15 protein-coding genes and 1 tRNA gene are annotated in these 12,608 nt (G+C 55.3%); all 16 read right to left on the reverse strand.

The features are described from left to right. Positions 1-42 precede the first annotated feature (42 nt). Entirely contained in the window at positions 43-702 is a 660-nt protein-coding gene (locus ACEW72_RS06780; protein WP_373475625.1) for a tetratricopeptide repeat protein, read from the reverse strand. Beyond that, positions 699-1,115, reverse strand: coding sequence for a cytochrome c-type biogenesis protein CcmH (locus tag ACEW72_RS06785; RefSeq protein WP_373475626.1), 417 nt, complete (start codon positions 1,113-1,115; stop codon positions 699-701). Before ACEW72_RS06785 ends, ACEW72_RS06780 begins: the two co-directional genes overlap by 4 nt. Then, a complete protein-coding gene (locus ACEW72_RS06790) occupies positions 1,115-1,645 on the reverse strand; it encodes a redoxin family protein (RefSeq protein ID WP_373475627.1) in 531 nt (176 codons plus the stop codon). The genes ACEW72_RS06785 and ACEW72_RS06790 overlap by 1 nt, the downstream gene beginning before the upstream one ends. After that, positions 1,642-3,570 carry a heme lyase CcmF/NrfE family subunit gene (locus ACEW72_RS06795; RefSeq protein ID WP_373475628.1) on the reverse strand — a complete coding sequence of 643 codons (1,929 nt, stop codon included), beginning with the start codon at positions 3,568-3,570 and terminating at the stop codon, positions 1,642-1,644. The genes ACEW72_RS06790 and ACEW72_RS06795 overlap by 4 nt, the downstream gene beginning before the upstream one ends. Next, the gene (gene ccmE / locus ACEW72_RS06800) at positions 3,567-4,016 is read right to left on the reverse strand and encodes a cytochrome c maturation protein CcmE (protein ID WP_373475629.1); all 450 of its coding nucleotides are present in this window, start codon (positions 4,014-4,016) and stop codon (positions 3,567-3,569) included. The genes ACEW72_RS06795 and ccmE overlap by 4 nt, the downstream gene beginning before the upstream one ends. Continuing rightward, on the reverse strand, positions 4,013-4,144 hold the full coding sequence (locus ACEW72_RS06805; RefSeq protein ID WP_373475630.1) for a hypothetical protein: 132 nt from the start codon (positions 4,142-4,144) through the stop codon (positions 4,013-4,015). The genes ccmE and ACEW72_RS06805 overlap by 4 nt, the downstream gene beginning before the upstream one ends. Further along, positions 4,144-4,860: a heme ABC transporter permease CcmC gene (gene ccmC, locus ACEW72_RS06810; protein WP_373475631.1), complete on the reverse strand. Its 717-nt coding sequence runs from the start codon at positions 4,858-4,860 to the stop codon at positions 4,144-4,146. The genes ACEW72_RS06805 and ccmC overlap by 1 nt, the downstream gene beginning before the upstream one ends. Before the next feature lie 50 nt (positions 4,861-4,910). Continuing rightward, on the reverse strand, positions 4,911-5,942 hold the full coding sequence (locus tag ACEW72_RS06815; protein ID WP_373475638.1) for a Leu/Phe/Val dehydrogenase: 1,032 nt from the start codon (positions 5,940-5,942) through the stop codon (positions 4,911-4,913). Between the two features lie 111 nt (positions 5,943-6,053). Further along, positions 6,054-6,130: transfer RNA gene (locus ACEW72_RS06820), tRNA-His, on the reverse strand. Positions 6,131-6,274: 144 nt separating this feature from the next. Next, on the reverse strand, positions 6,275-6,502 hold the full coding sequence (gene rpmE, locus ACEW72_RS06825) for a 50S ribosomal protein L31 (RefSeq protein ID WP_373475632.1): 228 nt from the start codon (positions 6,500-6,502) through the stop codon (positions 6,275-6,277). A gap of 123 nt (positions 6,503-6,625) precedes the next feature. Next, positions 6,626-7,090 (reverse strand): 3-hydroxyacyl-ACP dehydratase FabZ, encoded by a 465-nt coding sequence (gene fabZ / locus ACEW72_RS06830; RefSeq protein WP_373475633.1) that lies wholly within the window; start codon positions 7,088-7,090, stop codon positions 6,626-6,628. Between the two features lie 3 nt (positions 7,091-7,093). Next, positions 7,094-7,789: an OmpH family outer membrane protein gene (locus ACEW72_RS06835; RefSeq protein WP_373475634.1), complete on the reverse strand. Its 696-nt coding sequence runs from the start codon at positions 7,787-7,789 to the stop codon at positions 7,094-7,096. Continuing rightward, positions 7,789-9,978 (reverse strand): outer membrane protein assembly factor BamA, encoded by a 2,190-nt coding sequence (gene bamA, locus ACEW72_RS06840; protein WP_373475639.1) that lies wholly within the window; start codon positions 9,976-9,978, stop codon positions 7,789-7,791. The genes ACEW72_RS06835 and bamA overlap by 1 nt, the downstream gene beginning before the upstream one ends. A 30-nt stretch (positions 9,979-10,008) precedes the next feature. Beyond that, positions 10,009-10,464 (reverse strand): hypothetical protein, encoded by a 456-nt coding sequence (locus tag ACEW72_RS06845; RefSeq protein WP_373475635.1) that lies wholly within the window; start codon positions 10,462-10,464, stop codon positions 10,009-10,011. Between the two features lie 102 nt (positions 10,465-10,566). Further along, positions 10,567-11,688 carry an RIP metalloprotease RseP gene (gene rseP, locus ACEW72_RS06850; RefSeq protein WP_373475636.1) on the reverse strand — a complete coding sequence of 374 codons (1,122 nt, stop codon included), beginning with the start codon at positions 11,686-11,688 and terminating at the stop codon, positions 10,567-10,569. Then, positions 11,678-12,608, reverse strand: a 931-nt coding sequence (dxr, locus tag ACEW72_RS06855) for a 1-deoxy-D-xylulose-5-phosphate reductoisomerase (RefSeq protein ID WP_373475637.1), incomplete at its 5' end; no start/stop codon positions are given. The genes dxr and rseP, both read right to left, overlap by 11 nt.

Genomic DNA, 12,608 nt, shown 5'->3' on the forward strand with positions numbered 1-12,608 from the left:
AACGCAATATTGCTTGAATTTTCGTAAATATAATACTTTATATCAATTACTTATTTCATTAACCTGAGGCGTACCCCGAGCCTGAACTTGTAAAGTCTTTGCCGCCTGCAGTTGCGACTCAAGTCGCGGCCTCCACTTTGCCTTGGGAGTGGCTAGTGACAGGGCCTTTTCCCACAACAAAATCGCCGAGTTCAAATCACCATCAAAAATTCTCGATAGTCCCGCGAAATAATATGGTGCCGGATAATTAGGCCGAATTGTACGTGCTTTATCAAAAGCTAATTGTGCAGGTGGTGACATTTGTCCTTCACTTGCCAACATCAACTGCAACCCCAAAGCAGACCACAGGTCCGGATCATTAGGATTTTGACGCAATCCCGCTTGAATATAGGACGCCGAGAGGCCGTAATCGCCCTGCTTTGCAAAAGAATCCGCGGTCACCAGCCACCGCTTCGCACCGCCAAAACTCTGATCCATATCGGCGCGCATTTCAATGAGCTGGACCGCTACGTCCTCTTTGCCACCCAAGGGTTTAGCGATCGATGCAGGCACCCCCGGTTTGCCTTGCAAGGCATAACCAGTCATCCCGAGCAAAATCGCCGCCGCCGCAATCTGCCACAAACCGCCTTTGAAGCGGCCAATGGCCAACAGCGCAACAAGGCTGAGAACTGCCAGCAGGCCAAGACTAACCCAACCGCTCATGATTTTCTCCGGAACAGGCCGCGCGCCATCAACAGGCCGAGCAGCAATAGCAGCAGGGGCGCCGCCCACAGCACAAGCCCAGTGCCCTTCATATCGGGTTCAAAGCTGACCCATTCACCATAGCGTTCGATCATCCATTGGCGGATGGCGTCGGGCTTTTTTCCCTCACCAATTTGTTGCCGCACTTCGGCACGCATCGTGGCGGCCATCGGCGCGTCGCTGTCGGCGATGGATTGGCCCTGACATTGGATACAACGCAGCGCATGCATCACTTGCGTCGCCGCCTTTTCCTGCGCAGGATCGGCGAGTTGCCGATTGGCGAGTTCAGGTGTCGGCCCGCTGCCTTGCGCCACCGAAAGTTGTGGAAGCGCCGCGATAAGTAGCGCGTATCCGAGGATTAGCGACCGCCGCATCACTGCGCTTCCTGCAATTTTTGCAACAGCATCGGCACATGTTCGGCGCGGATATCGCCGATATGCTGATACAAAATCGTCCCGTCACCGCCGATCACATAGGTTTCAGGGACACCTGAAGAGCCGAGTTTCAATTGGACCGCCATTTCGCTATCCGAACCGATCCGCCGGAAAGGATTGCCAAATTCGGCCAGAAACGCAGCCACATCTTCGGGCTTGTCGCGGATTGCGATGGCGTCGATTTCTGCGCCTGATTTCTTCAGCGCCTCCAGATAAGGAGCCTCCGCCTTGCAGGGGATGCACCAGCTTGCGAAAATATTCAGAAGACGGGGTTTGCCATCGGCGAGATCGCGGCTGGAAAGTCCGTCAACCCCCACCGTCGCGGGCGTCAGGGCGAATTCGGGGAGTTTTCGTCCAACCATAGCGCTGTGCACCAAATCGTCCTTGGGAACGACAAGTCCATATATGGAAAGACCGCCAATGAAAGCCACCACCGCCAAAGGCAGCCAGACGAGCCAGGGTCGGTTCATGCCTGCGCCCATGTGTTGACTGCGGGCTTTTTCGGGCGGCGGAACATGCGGCCCAGAAGGGCAATCGCACCACCGAGCGCGACCAGCAATCCACCGAACCAGATGAAGGTCACAAAGGGTTTCCACCAAAGGCGGACCTGCCAGCGGCCGTCACCATTTTCGTCCGGCTGGGCAATGACCGCGTATAGCTGACCATCCCAGCGCGTCAGCAAAGCTGCTTCGCTGGTCTGTTGTTCGGGGCGGTAAAATTGGCGCGATTGGGGACGAAGGGTAAATTGCTTGCCGTTATTTCGGGCAATCAACTGCCCTTCGATCGCCACCCAATTGTCGCCTACAACGGGTCGGACATCATCGAGTTTGACCTGCCAGTCGGCAACCTTCGCGCTTTCGCCGGGGGCCAGCGCGGTCAAGGTTTCGCGGGAAAATCCGGATTCGGCAGCCATGCCGAAAACGCTGACTGCAAGACCGAAATGCGCGATCACCATGCCAAAGACCGGTAGAGGCGTCCGCAGCAACTTGCGGCCTTTAAGCGGAACCCAGGCGGCAATGGCCAACGCTAGCGACAAAGCCAGCCCCAAAATCGGAAAGACGCCCACGCCGGGTACGAAGCGCCAAATGGCGACGCCGGTCCACAGGCTGATTGCGAAAAATCCGACAAGCCAATATTTGTGCCGACTCAACGTATCCCGCCGCCAGCGGAGCATGGGACCGAGCAACAACGCCACCATCAACAGCAGCGCAATCGGCGCAGTCGCCTTGTTGAAATAGGGTGGGCCGACCGAAATCTTGTCACCCATCGCCTCGGCCGCCAAGGGGTATAGCGTGCCAATCAGGACAATTGCCAATATGACGCTCAGGAAGATGTTATTGGCGACAATGGCGCCTTCGCGGCTGACAATCTGGAATGGCTCGCCCTGCTTGACCGTGCCGATGCGCGTTGCGAAGACCAGGAACGCAAGGCTGGTGTACATCAACATCAACACAAGAATGAACGACCCGCGTTCCGGATCGACCGCGAATGCGTGCACACTCGTCAAAATGCCCGAACGGACGAGGAAGGTACCGGCCATCGACATGGCAAAGGCCACCAACGCAAGCATAATCGTCCACGCGCGCAATGCGTTGCGCGTAGCCAATACACTGACTGAATGCAGCAGGGCCGTCGCGGCGAGCCACGGCATGAGCGAGGCATTTTCGACCGGATCCCAGAACCACCAGCCGCCCCAGCCCAGTTCATAATAGGCCCAATAGCTGCCCGCGGTGATACCGACGGTCAGGAATATCCATGCCCCCAACACCCAGGGACGCATGGCACGGGCAAAGGCAGGGCCAACCTGACGGGTCAGCATCGCGGCGACCGCAAAGGAGAAAGCAACTGAAAGGCCTACATAACCGATGTAAAGCGTGGGCGGGTGGAAGGCGAGACCGATGTCCTGCAGCAGTGGGTTCAGCCCTGCCCCCTCGACCGGCGCGGGAATCAGGCGCTCGAACGGATTGGACGAAAAGAGAAGAAAAGCGAAAAAGCCCAGCGCGACAAAAGCCTGCACGGCCAAAGTAGCGTTCAAAGTGCGCGTATCGATCCGCTTTTCCAACACCGCAATGGCCGCGCCTGAAAGCGACAATACCGACACCCAGAGCAGCATCGATCCTTCATGGTTGCCCCATGTTCCGGCCAGTTTGAAAATCAGCGGCTTATCGATATGGCTGTTGCTGGCGACCAGCAGCACCGACAGATCGGTCACATAGAATAGCCACATCAAAGATGCGAACGACACAACGCACAGCGCCCCTTGCACAAGCGCGGCGGGCTTGATGAGCGGCGTCAACTTCCCCTCCCCGCGCAACAGTGTCAGACCGCCAACCAGTTGCAGCAGCGCCATCGCCGCCGCCAGCCAGAGCGCGGCCAATCCGGTTTCGGCGATCATTTCGAAAGGGTGTCCTTGGTGTGCTCGGCGCTGCTCATATCAATATCTGCCAATTCCTTGGGCACGTAATTTTCGTCATGTTTGGCAAGAAGGTTATCGGCCACAAAAATGCCATCGGGGCGCAGGCGGCCATCGGCAACCACGCCCGATCCTTCCACAAACAGGTCCGGCGTGATGCCGCGATATGCAACCTTCTGCGTCGCGTCGCGATCCTGCACAATGAAGGTAATCGACACCCCGTCGGCGGCACGCACAATCGAGCCATTCTGTACCATGCCGCCCAGACGGATGGCCTTACCCGGTTCGATCTTGGCCTTGGCCATGGTGGCGGGGGTATAAAAATAGGACGCCTCTTCCTTTAAGGCGGCGGCCGCGATGAAACCCGCACCGATCAGCGCGACGAAGGCCACCACGGCTAGCACGAGACGCTGATGTTTGGGTTTCATGATTGCTGCCTCAAATCATCCGCCAAGGCTTCCGAACGGCGCATGGCGAGATAGCTCGACACAATAAGCCAGAGCATGCCAACGCCTGTGACCGAAAAAGCGGCGATAATGAAGGGCAAATGGGACATCAGTCGTCGGCCATCCGGCGCATGCGCGCATCGATCCGCATTTCCGCCAGTGCCGCGCGCATCCGCATCAGCACCAGCGCGCCGAACAAAAGGCTGAAACCCGCTACGGCGACGAACAGGGGCGTAAGATACGCGGCGTCAATCGATGATCCGCCCAGCGTAATGCTAGCTTTTTGATGTTGGCTTTCCCACCAGATGACCGAGCGGTTGATGATCGGGATATTGATCGCGCCGATGATCCCAAAGACAGCAGCCACGCGGCTTGTATCGCCCTTTTCGCTGCTGGCATTGGCAAGCGCGATATATCCGAGATAGAGGAAAAACAGGACCAACATCGACGTCAATCGTCCGTCCCAAACCCACCATGTCCCCCAGGTCGGGCGCCCCCAGATCGACCCGGTAATCAGGCAAATGGCGGCAAAGGTCGCGCCTGGTACGGCAATCGCACGCGCCGCAATTCCGGCAAGCGGATGCCGCCACACAAGCTGTACCAAACTGGCAATCGCAATACCCATCCATCCACCCATGCCGAGCCATGCGGCAGGAACATGGACGAAGATGATCTTGACCGTATCGCCCATCAACCGTTCGGTCGGTACGCCGAACAGCCCCCACAGGCAGGCGCCGAGCGCCAACAGCAATCCCGGCCAGAACAAGGCGGGCGTCAGTGGCTTTGCAAGGCGCAGGAAACGGGCAGGATTGGCGAAGCGGTGCATACTATTTCTCGCCTCTAGCACCGCAAAAGCGTTACGCCAATGGATTCAGATCAACGGCCGATAAGCTTTTGCGCCATTTTGTCAGCAACTTCCGCAGGTGTCGAACCGCTGGAGTCGCTTTCTTTCCAGATTTCCGAAAGACGGCCCGGAATCGTATCGATCCGGCGGTTGATTTCGGCATCATCGGCGGCGTCGATAAGGCGCAGAACGTTGATGATACCGCCGGCGTTGATAACATAATCGGGTGCATAAAGGATACCGCGGTCGGCCAACATCCGGCCTTCGATTCCCTTGGCAAGTTGGTTGTTGGCCCCGCCAGCAACGGCCTTAACCTTGAGACCTGCAACCGTATCTTCGGTCAGGATCGCACCCAGGGCGCACGGGCTGAAAATGTCTGCTTCAACGCCCATGATGGCGTCGGCGGCAACTGACACACCGCCGAGTTCGGCAGCGAACGCAGCTGCTCGTCCGGTGTCGACATCGGCAAGTGTCAGAGTCGCACCTTGTTTCGCCAGATAACGGGCCAGACCTCCCCCAACGCTACCCACACCCTGAATGGCGACATGCACACCGTGCATATCGTCCGTTCCGAACACATGCTTTGCGGCCGCTTGCACGCCCAGATATACGCCGCGCGCGGTATAGGGTCCGGGGTCGCCGCCCTGGTCGGGCAGACCTGCCACATGGGCGGTTGTTTTGGACAGGTTTACCATATCGGCTTCGGACATGCCGACGTCTTGCGCCGTCACATATTTGCCGCCCAGCGAATCGACCGCACGCGCGAAGGCATCGAGCAGTTCAACAGGCTTGGAACGCGACGGATTGGCAAGAATAACGGCCTTGCCACCACCTGCGGGAAGCCCGGCCATCGCATTTTTATAGCTCATACCGCGCGACAGGCGCAGCGCGTCGGTAATCGCCGACTGGCTATCGGCATAATGCCAGAAACGGGTACCGCCCGCGGCAGGTCCCATATGGGTGGAGTGAACCGCAATGACCGCCTTGAGGCCAGTCGCGCGATCTTCGAAAAGGTGCACGGCTTCGTGCGAATCAAAATCAGGCAAATCCCAGATTGCGGGCATCATTCATTCCCCTTGTGGTCGCGCAGCCCATGCCATGCGACGGAATCAAATTGCGAAGCCGCGTAATAATATTACGCGAGCTGTTTGTCATCCTGAAATTGGAAGGAAAAATGGGGCGATCGAGGGGTCTTGAACCCCCGACCTCTGGTACCACAAACCAGCGCTCTAACCAACTGAGCTACGATCGCCATAGCGCCACTAAGGCAGGCGCGTTCCTTAAGGGTTGCTCCCGTCCGGCGTCAAGCCTTGTCGAGGAGTGCCCCATGAAGGACTGTCCCTATCGAGACAGTCCCCTATATTGACTGCGGCGTGGGGGTTTTCCCCACCACCGCTTATTTCTTGAGGCTAAGACCGCCGAAACGCTTGTTGAACTGTGCAACGCGGCCGCCGGTATCCAGCATACGGCCCGAACCACCGGTCCATGCGGGGTGCGAGGTCGGATCAATGTCGAGCGCCAGCGTGTCGCCTTCCTTACCCCAGGTGGAGCGGGTTTCGAAGACAGTGCCGTCGGTCATCTGCACTTTGATCATGTGATAATCGGGGTGAATATTGGCTTTCATGTACAATTCCTTGGTTCAGCCACCGGTTTCCGACCGGCAGCCCTAAAATTTGGAAGCGCCGCCCTTAGCGGCACAGGCGTCAATTGGCAAGGTTGAAACGCCTGACTTTTACGAACGACAAGTTCAGGCGGGCGGATCGGCGATCATCGCCATAAACTCGGCCTCGGCAGCGACATTGTCACCCATCATGGCGCGGCCCGCAAATTTGCAAACGCGAGGCCGCTTTTGGGTAAAGTGCACATCCAAGTGCAAAAGACACCCAGGCTCCACCGGCGCACGGAATTTTGCGTTGTCTATGGCCATAAAATATACCAGCTTGCCCGAACCGGTTAAGCCAAGGCTTTCCATCGCCAGCACACCTGCAGCTTGCGCCAAGGCTTCTATAATCAGAACGCCCGGCATAATCGGCCGCCCGGGAAAATGCCCCTGGAAAAAGCCTTCGTTGATCGTCACGGCTTTGACCGCGCGGATTCGCTCATCAAGAACAAGCTCCTCCACGCGGTCAACCAAAAGCATTGGATAACGGTGCGGAAGCACCGCCATCACACGGCGGACATCATAATTAGTGAAATCTGCCGTTGCAGTCATAAATTAGCGGACGTCAGGCTGCTGCGCCGGTGTTTGTGCGGCTGGGCCCTGACTAGCAGCCTGTGCGGCCTGTACCCGTGCGGCATTTTCGAACAACTGCTGAATTTGTTGATACAGATTTGCACCCTGCCGCGAAGGACGCCAATCCGCAGGCGGAGTGGTTCCGACAGTGGGAGCAACCTTATCAAGTTCGGCGGTGATGGCTGCCGAAACATCAACTGCATCCGGTGCCCATACAAATGCATCAGGCGCCAGAATGATGTTGATTTTCTTGGCGGCAATCACTGCCTGCTGCGCTGCCTCATATTTCATTGCAATTTGTTCGACAGAATACAGCTGGGCCTTGATAATCGGGTCCTGCAACTGGCCGATTTCCTTTTGCTTTGCTTCTATTTGAGCAACCAAAGGATTTTTAGCCTTGATCGCAGCATCCAGTTCGACCTGCGTCAGTTCCTTGTCCTTGTTGGTATCAAGTTGGACGTTCATATCATTGATTTCTTTGCGCTTCTGCTGAATTTGTTGAGCAAAAGTAGCATATTGTGTGCCTATCGACTGATAAGCAGCACCCAAAGCCTTGGTGCGCGCGATAACAACAGAAGTATCTGCAGTGGCGATACCGGCAACCTGCGCACTGGCTGGAACAGAAATAACTGCGGCCGACAAAAGCGCCGCAGCAAATGCGGAGTTACGAGTTTTCATTAGAATTGAGTCCCTACGTTGAATGTAAATAACTTGGTATCATCGCCCGTCTGTTTGAGGAGTGCGCGGGCTATATCGATCCTGAACGGACCAAATGGGGAGTTCCAGTTAACACCGAAGCCAACCGAGAGGCGTGGCTTGAATGAGTCACCGAAAAAGCGTTCTTCGAACTGTAGCACAGGTGTACGGGCCGAGCCGTCAGCGTTGGTTGCAACCGTGTCCTGTTGAAACACGCCATTTGTCACGACGCCAGTAAAGAACAAGGGTGCATTAGGCACAGGAGCGGTTGCACCAGATCTTGCTTGTAAAGACTGCAATATCGGTCGGGTAACATCGAACACCGAACCTACATCCATGAATATCGATGGGCGCAAACCAAGCTCTTTGGCGCCCGTACCAAGCGGGATTTGAAGTTCGGCCCTACCGAGATAATAGAACCGTCCGCCAATGGCATCGTCCTGTATCTGGTTCCGATCAAAAATGGGAACGTTGACGACCACGCCGTTCTGCAATTCCTGACTGAAGGTCAGTCTTTGCACGCGTGGCCCGATACCGCGAATGTCAAAACCGCGCATCTGCGGCTCGCCGAGATAGAAGCGGTCAGTCAGACGTACATCGTCAGAGCCGGCAATATTTCGATTTTCCAGCGAGTGGATATATCCACCCTCCAACGCTACCGAGAAGATGAAATTGCTGCCGCCAACGCGCCAGTATTTATCGGCATTTATCCGTGTTTTGATATATTTGACATCACCGCCCAGTCCGGCAAAATCTTGGCTGATGCCAGCGCTTTGACCGCGGGTAGGACGTGACCGGTTATCACGATCATCATACAGTAACGTATAACCTATTGAAGATGTGAGACGATTTCCGATAGCATCGCACAAGAACCGACCGGCACGCAACGGATCACAGGTTGCCGGCAAAGGTCCAGCCCCATCGGGGTCGGAAAAGAACGAATTCTGGTCGAGCGTGATATCGTCCTGACTTAAGCCATAACGCGCCTGAAAATAGATAAACTCGTTAATGGGCACACCCACACGGATCTGAAGACCGGTCGTCGCCTGTTCAAAGGTTGTATTCCGCTGGTTGTTGAAGAAGTTGAAACTGTTCAAATCGCGCCGGAAAATATCGCCCGAAATCGCAATCGAGCGGTCCAATAGATAAGGTTCGGTGAACCCAATTTCAGCCGACTTTGAAAAAGACGAATAAGATATATTTGTCCGAAGTTCCTGACCTAAGCCACGGAAGTTACGTTGCTTTATTGATCCCTGGAAAATGAAGTTTTCAATTGAGGAAAATCCAGCGGACAATGAAAGCTCACCCGTCGCTTTTTCTTCGACATTGGTCGTCAATACGATACGGTCGGGCGCGCTTCCTTGCGATTGCTCGACCTCCAATTCTTCTTGGAAATAACCGAGTGACTTGATCCGGTCTGCGGTCCGCTTGACCTGAATACTGTTGAACGCATCGCCCTCGTTCAAGCGGAATTCGCGGCGAACTACCTTGTCTTGCGTCAATGTATTGCCGTTAATGTCAATGCGCTCGACAAACACACGCTGGCTTTCGGCGACATCAAAGGTGATGCCCATCGTCAGCGTTTCTTTGTCACGAATGAAGTTCGGATTTACATCGGCAAAAGCATAACCGAACAAGCCGGCGGTTTCCGAAAGACCTTCGACGGTATCTTCAACCATCTTGGCGTCATACCAGTCGCCTTTTTTCATTCGCAATGTCGACGTCAGTCTTTCTGAGTCAAAATCGCGGATCTGGCTTTCGACCTTCACATCACCGAATTTATAGCGCTCGCCTTCTTCGACCACATAAGTGATGATGAAATCCTGTTTATCAGGCGTAAGTTCCGCCACCGCCGACACAACGCGGAAATCGGCATAACCTTGCGTCAAATAGAATTGACGCATCTTTTGCTGGTCAAATGCCAGACGGTCGGGGTCATAGCTGGTGCCAGAGCTGAAAAATGTATAGAAACGCGCCTGTTTCGTGACCATTTCGCCACGAAGTTGGCCGTCGCTGAATTTGTCATTTCCGATGATGTTGATTTGTTGGACCTTGGATTTTGGTCCTTCGGTAATTTCAAAAACGATATCAACGCGATTCTGGTCCAGTTGAACCAATTTTGGTTCGATAGTCGCGGCGAAGCGTCCTTGTCTTTTATAAAGTTCGATTATCCGGGCAACATCGGCACTAACCTTTGACCGTTAATAAATCTGGCGTGGCGCCAATTTTATTTCCGGCTCGATCTTGTCGTTTTTTATCCGCTTGTTGCCTTCAAGAATGATCCGGTTAACGACCGGGTTCTCGCGAACTTCAACAACTACCGCGCCCGAGTTATTCCGAATCGAAACATCGGCGAATAATTCAGTGGCATATAATTCCTTCAGCGCCTGGTCACCGGCAACCTGGCTCCAATTCTGCCCGACGCGTAGTCGCATATAAGCGCGAACGGTATCGGGTTCGAGCCGTTGTGAACCAACAATTGTTATCGACTGGATCTGGTCAGCCTGTGCGACAGGTGCAGGTGCAGGTGCAGGTGCAGGTGCAGGTGTAGATGCGGCCTGTGCAAATGCAGGTGCCGTGAACGACATCGTACCAGTCGCCGCCAACGCGGTCGAACCCATCAAATATATGCCAAGTGCTTTGAAATTCATTGTCATCCGATCTGATGTCCGGCCCCCACCGGTGATTTGGCCGATAGCCGCTTAAGTTGATTGCGTCCCTGCCCCAAGCCGCGTCAGCAATCAAGTGTGCAGTGATCTCTATCCACCACCAAATAGGCCAAAGGATGCAAGGTCGTTGAACGTCACCATAATCATAAAGCCCACCAACATCGCAAATCCGGCCCGAAACGCCCATTCCTGCACCTGCGGTGTCGCAGGTCGTCTTCGAACCGCTTCAACCGCATAGAGCAGCAGATGGCCGCCATCGAGCATCGGAATTGGCAGGAGGTTGATGAACCCCAAGTTAATCGAGATCAGAGCAGCAAGGCTGATAAAGGTCAAAATCCCCATGCTCATGGCTTCACCCGAAACCTTGGCAATTTTCAAAGGTCCGCCTAATTCCGATATCGGACGTCGCCCGGAAATAATCTGGCCCAAACCGATCATTTGTTGGCGCAAGATATTGCCGGTTTGGACGACGGCAGCCCATGGTGCTTCAATGATTCCCACTTCACGAACTTCAACCTTGTTCGCGCCTATTCCGATACGTCCGATGCGATACTTATTGCCGAAACGGTCAATTTCTTCGACAACGGCAATCCGGGCATCCTTTACCAGAACCTGATCGCCGCGTTTGACTTCAATATTCGCCATGTAGCCGGGAATCATGACAATCTCGTTTGCCATTTCATCAAAAGTTTCGATCGACCGACCGTTGAATTTCAATATGCGATCGCCCGGAACCAATCCCGCAACCGCAGCCGGACTGCCCGGTTGAACTACATCAATGACCGGTGGGGTAACCGATTTACCAAAAGCCAGAAGAAATCCCATTGCGATCAGGATCGCCAACAGAAAGTTGACCGCAGGCCCCGCAAAAACGATCAGCGCCCGCTGCCACAGCGTTTTGGACTGGAATGTCTGGTTCCGTTCGGCGTCGGAAAGCGATTTCCAGCTTTCGTCGGCTTGGCTCGACGGATTCATATCGCCTGCAAACTGCACATATCCGCCCAGCGGAAGCGCGCCGACCCGCCACAAAGTGCCGCGTTTATCAGTCCGTCCGAAAATCTGGGGACCAAAACCGATGGAGAATTTTTCCGCCTTTACGCCGAACCAGCGCCCGACAAAATAATGGCCCAGTTCATGCACCACGACCAGCGTGCCGATCAGAATCAGAAACGCCAGCAGGGTGAGGAAAATATTGGGAGATTCAATTTCCATGTGCGACCTTTTCTAGTTGTTCCTGCGCGTAGCGCCTTGCTTCTGCATCAATGCTGAACAAATCGTCGAGCGAGACGGGTGCGGCCGGGACAAAGCCCTCCAAGGTCTGCTCAACCAAATTGGCGATTTCGAGAAAGGCGATCTGCTCTTTCAGGAAGGCCGCAACGGCCACTTCATTTGCGGCATTCAGAATGGCAGGCTTGGCTCCGCCTTCGCTTATGGCTGCGCGTGCAAGCCGCAATGCCGGGAAACGCACAAGATCGGGCGCTTCAAAGGTGAGTTGGCCTATAGTCGCCAAATCCAGCGGCTGGCACGTTGTGGCAATCCGATCCGGCCAAGCCAGCGCGCTCGCAATCGGGATACGCATGTCGGGCGAACCGAGCTGCGCCAACGTTGAACAATCCTGATATTCGACCATCGAATGGATGACCGACTGGGGATGTACCAAGATGTCCAGACGGTCGAGACCAACGGGAAACAGATGGTATGCCTCGATCAGTTCGAGGCCCTTGTTCATCATCGTCGCCGAATCGACGCTGATTTTTGCGCCCATATCCCAATTGGGATGCGCGACGGCTTGCGCGGGCGTGACATATCGCATCGCATCGTAAGACAGGCTTCGAAAAGGCCCGCCGCTTGCCGTCAGGGTAATTTTACGCACCTGTTCCAGCTTGCCACCAGCCAGACATTGGAAAATAGCATTATGTTCGCTGTCCACCGGAAGCAACGTCGCACCGGACCGTTCGACCGCAGCCATCATCAGCTCGCCCGCCGAAACCAGCGCCTCTTTATTGGCCAGCGCCACCGTGCGGCCCTGCTCGATGGAGGCCATAGTGGGCGGCAGTCCGGCACAGCCCACAATCGAGGCCATGGTCCAATCCACATCGCGCCGCGCCGCAGCAACCAGGGCATCCGCCCCT

The organism is Sphingorhabdus sp., assembly GCF_041737645.1.
Classification (GTDB): Bacteria; Pseudomonadota; Alphaproteobacteria; order Sphingomonadales; family Sphingomonadaceae; genus Sphingorhabdus_B.

Bases quoted from the DNA above. Each gene is read 5' to 3' on its own strand.
- ACEW72_RS06780 (WP_373475625.1), bottom strand. From the start codon at position 702: ATGAGCGGTTGGGTTAGTCTTGGCCTGCTGGCAGTTCTCAGCCTTGTT.
- ACEW72_RS06785 (WP_373475626.1), bottom strand. From the start codon at position 1,115: ATGCGGCGGTCGCTAATCCTCGGATACGCGCTACTTATCGCGGCGCTT.
- ACEW72_RS06790 (WP_373475627.1), bottom strand. From the start codon at position 1,645: ATGAACCGACCCTGGCTCGTCTGGCTGCCTTTGGCGGTGGTGGCTTTC.
- ACEW72_RS06795 (WP_373475628.1), bottom strand. From the start codon at position 3,570: ATGATCGCCGAAACCGGATTGGCCGCGCTCTGGCTGGCGGCGGCGATG.
- ccmE (WP_373475629.1), bottom strand. From the start codon at position 4,016: ATGAAACCCAAACATCAGCGTCTCGTGCTAGCCGTGGTGGCCTTCGTC.
- ACEW72_RS06805 (WP_373475630.1), bottom strand. From the start codon at position 4,144: ATGTCCCATTTGCCCTTCATTATCGCCGCTTTTTCGGTCACAGGCGTT.
- ccmC (WP_373475631.1), bottom strand. From the start codon at position 4,860: ATGCACCGCTTCGCCAATCCTGCCCGTTTCCTGCGCCTTGCAAAGCCA.
- ACEW72_RS06815 (WP_373475638.1), bottom strand. From the start codon at position 5,942: ATGCCCGCAATCTGGGATTTGCCTGATTTTGATTCGCACGAAGCCGTG.
- rpmE (WP_373475632.1), bottom strand. From the start codon at position 6,502: ATGAAAGCCAATATTCACCCCGATTATCACATGATCAAAGTGCAGATG.
- fabZ (WP_373475633.1), bottom strand. From the start codon at position 7,090: ATGACTGCAACGGCAGATTTCACTAATTATGATGTCCGCCGTGTGATG.
- ACEW72_RS06835 (WP_373475634.1), bottom strand. From the start codon at position 7,789: ATGAAAACTCGTAACTCCGCATTTGCTGCGGCGCTTTTGTCGGCCGCA.
- ACEW72_RS06845 (WP_373475635.1), bottom strand. From the start codon at position 10,464: ATGACAATGAATTTCAAAGCACTTGGCATATATTTGATGGGTTCGACC.
- rseP (WP_373475636.1), bottom strand. From the start codon at position 11,688: ATGGAAATTGAATCTCCCAATATTTTCCTCACCCTGCTGGCGTTTCTG.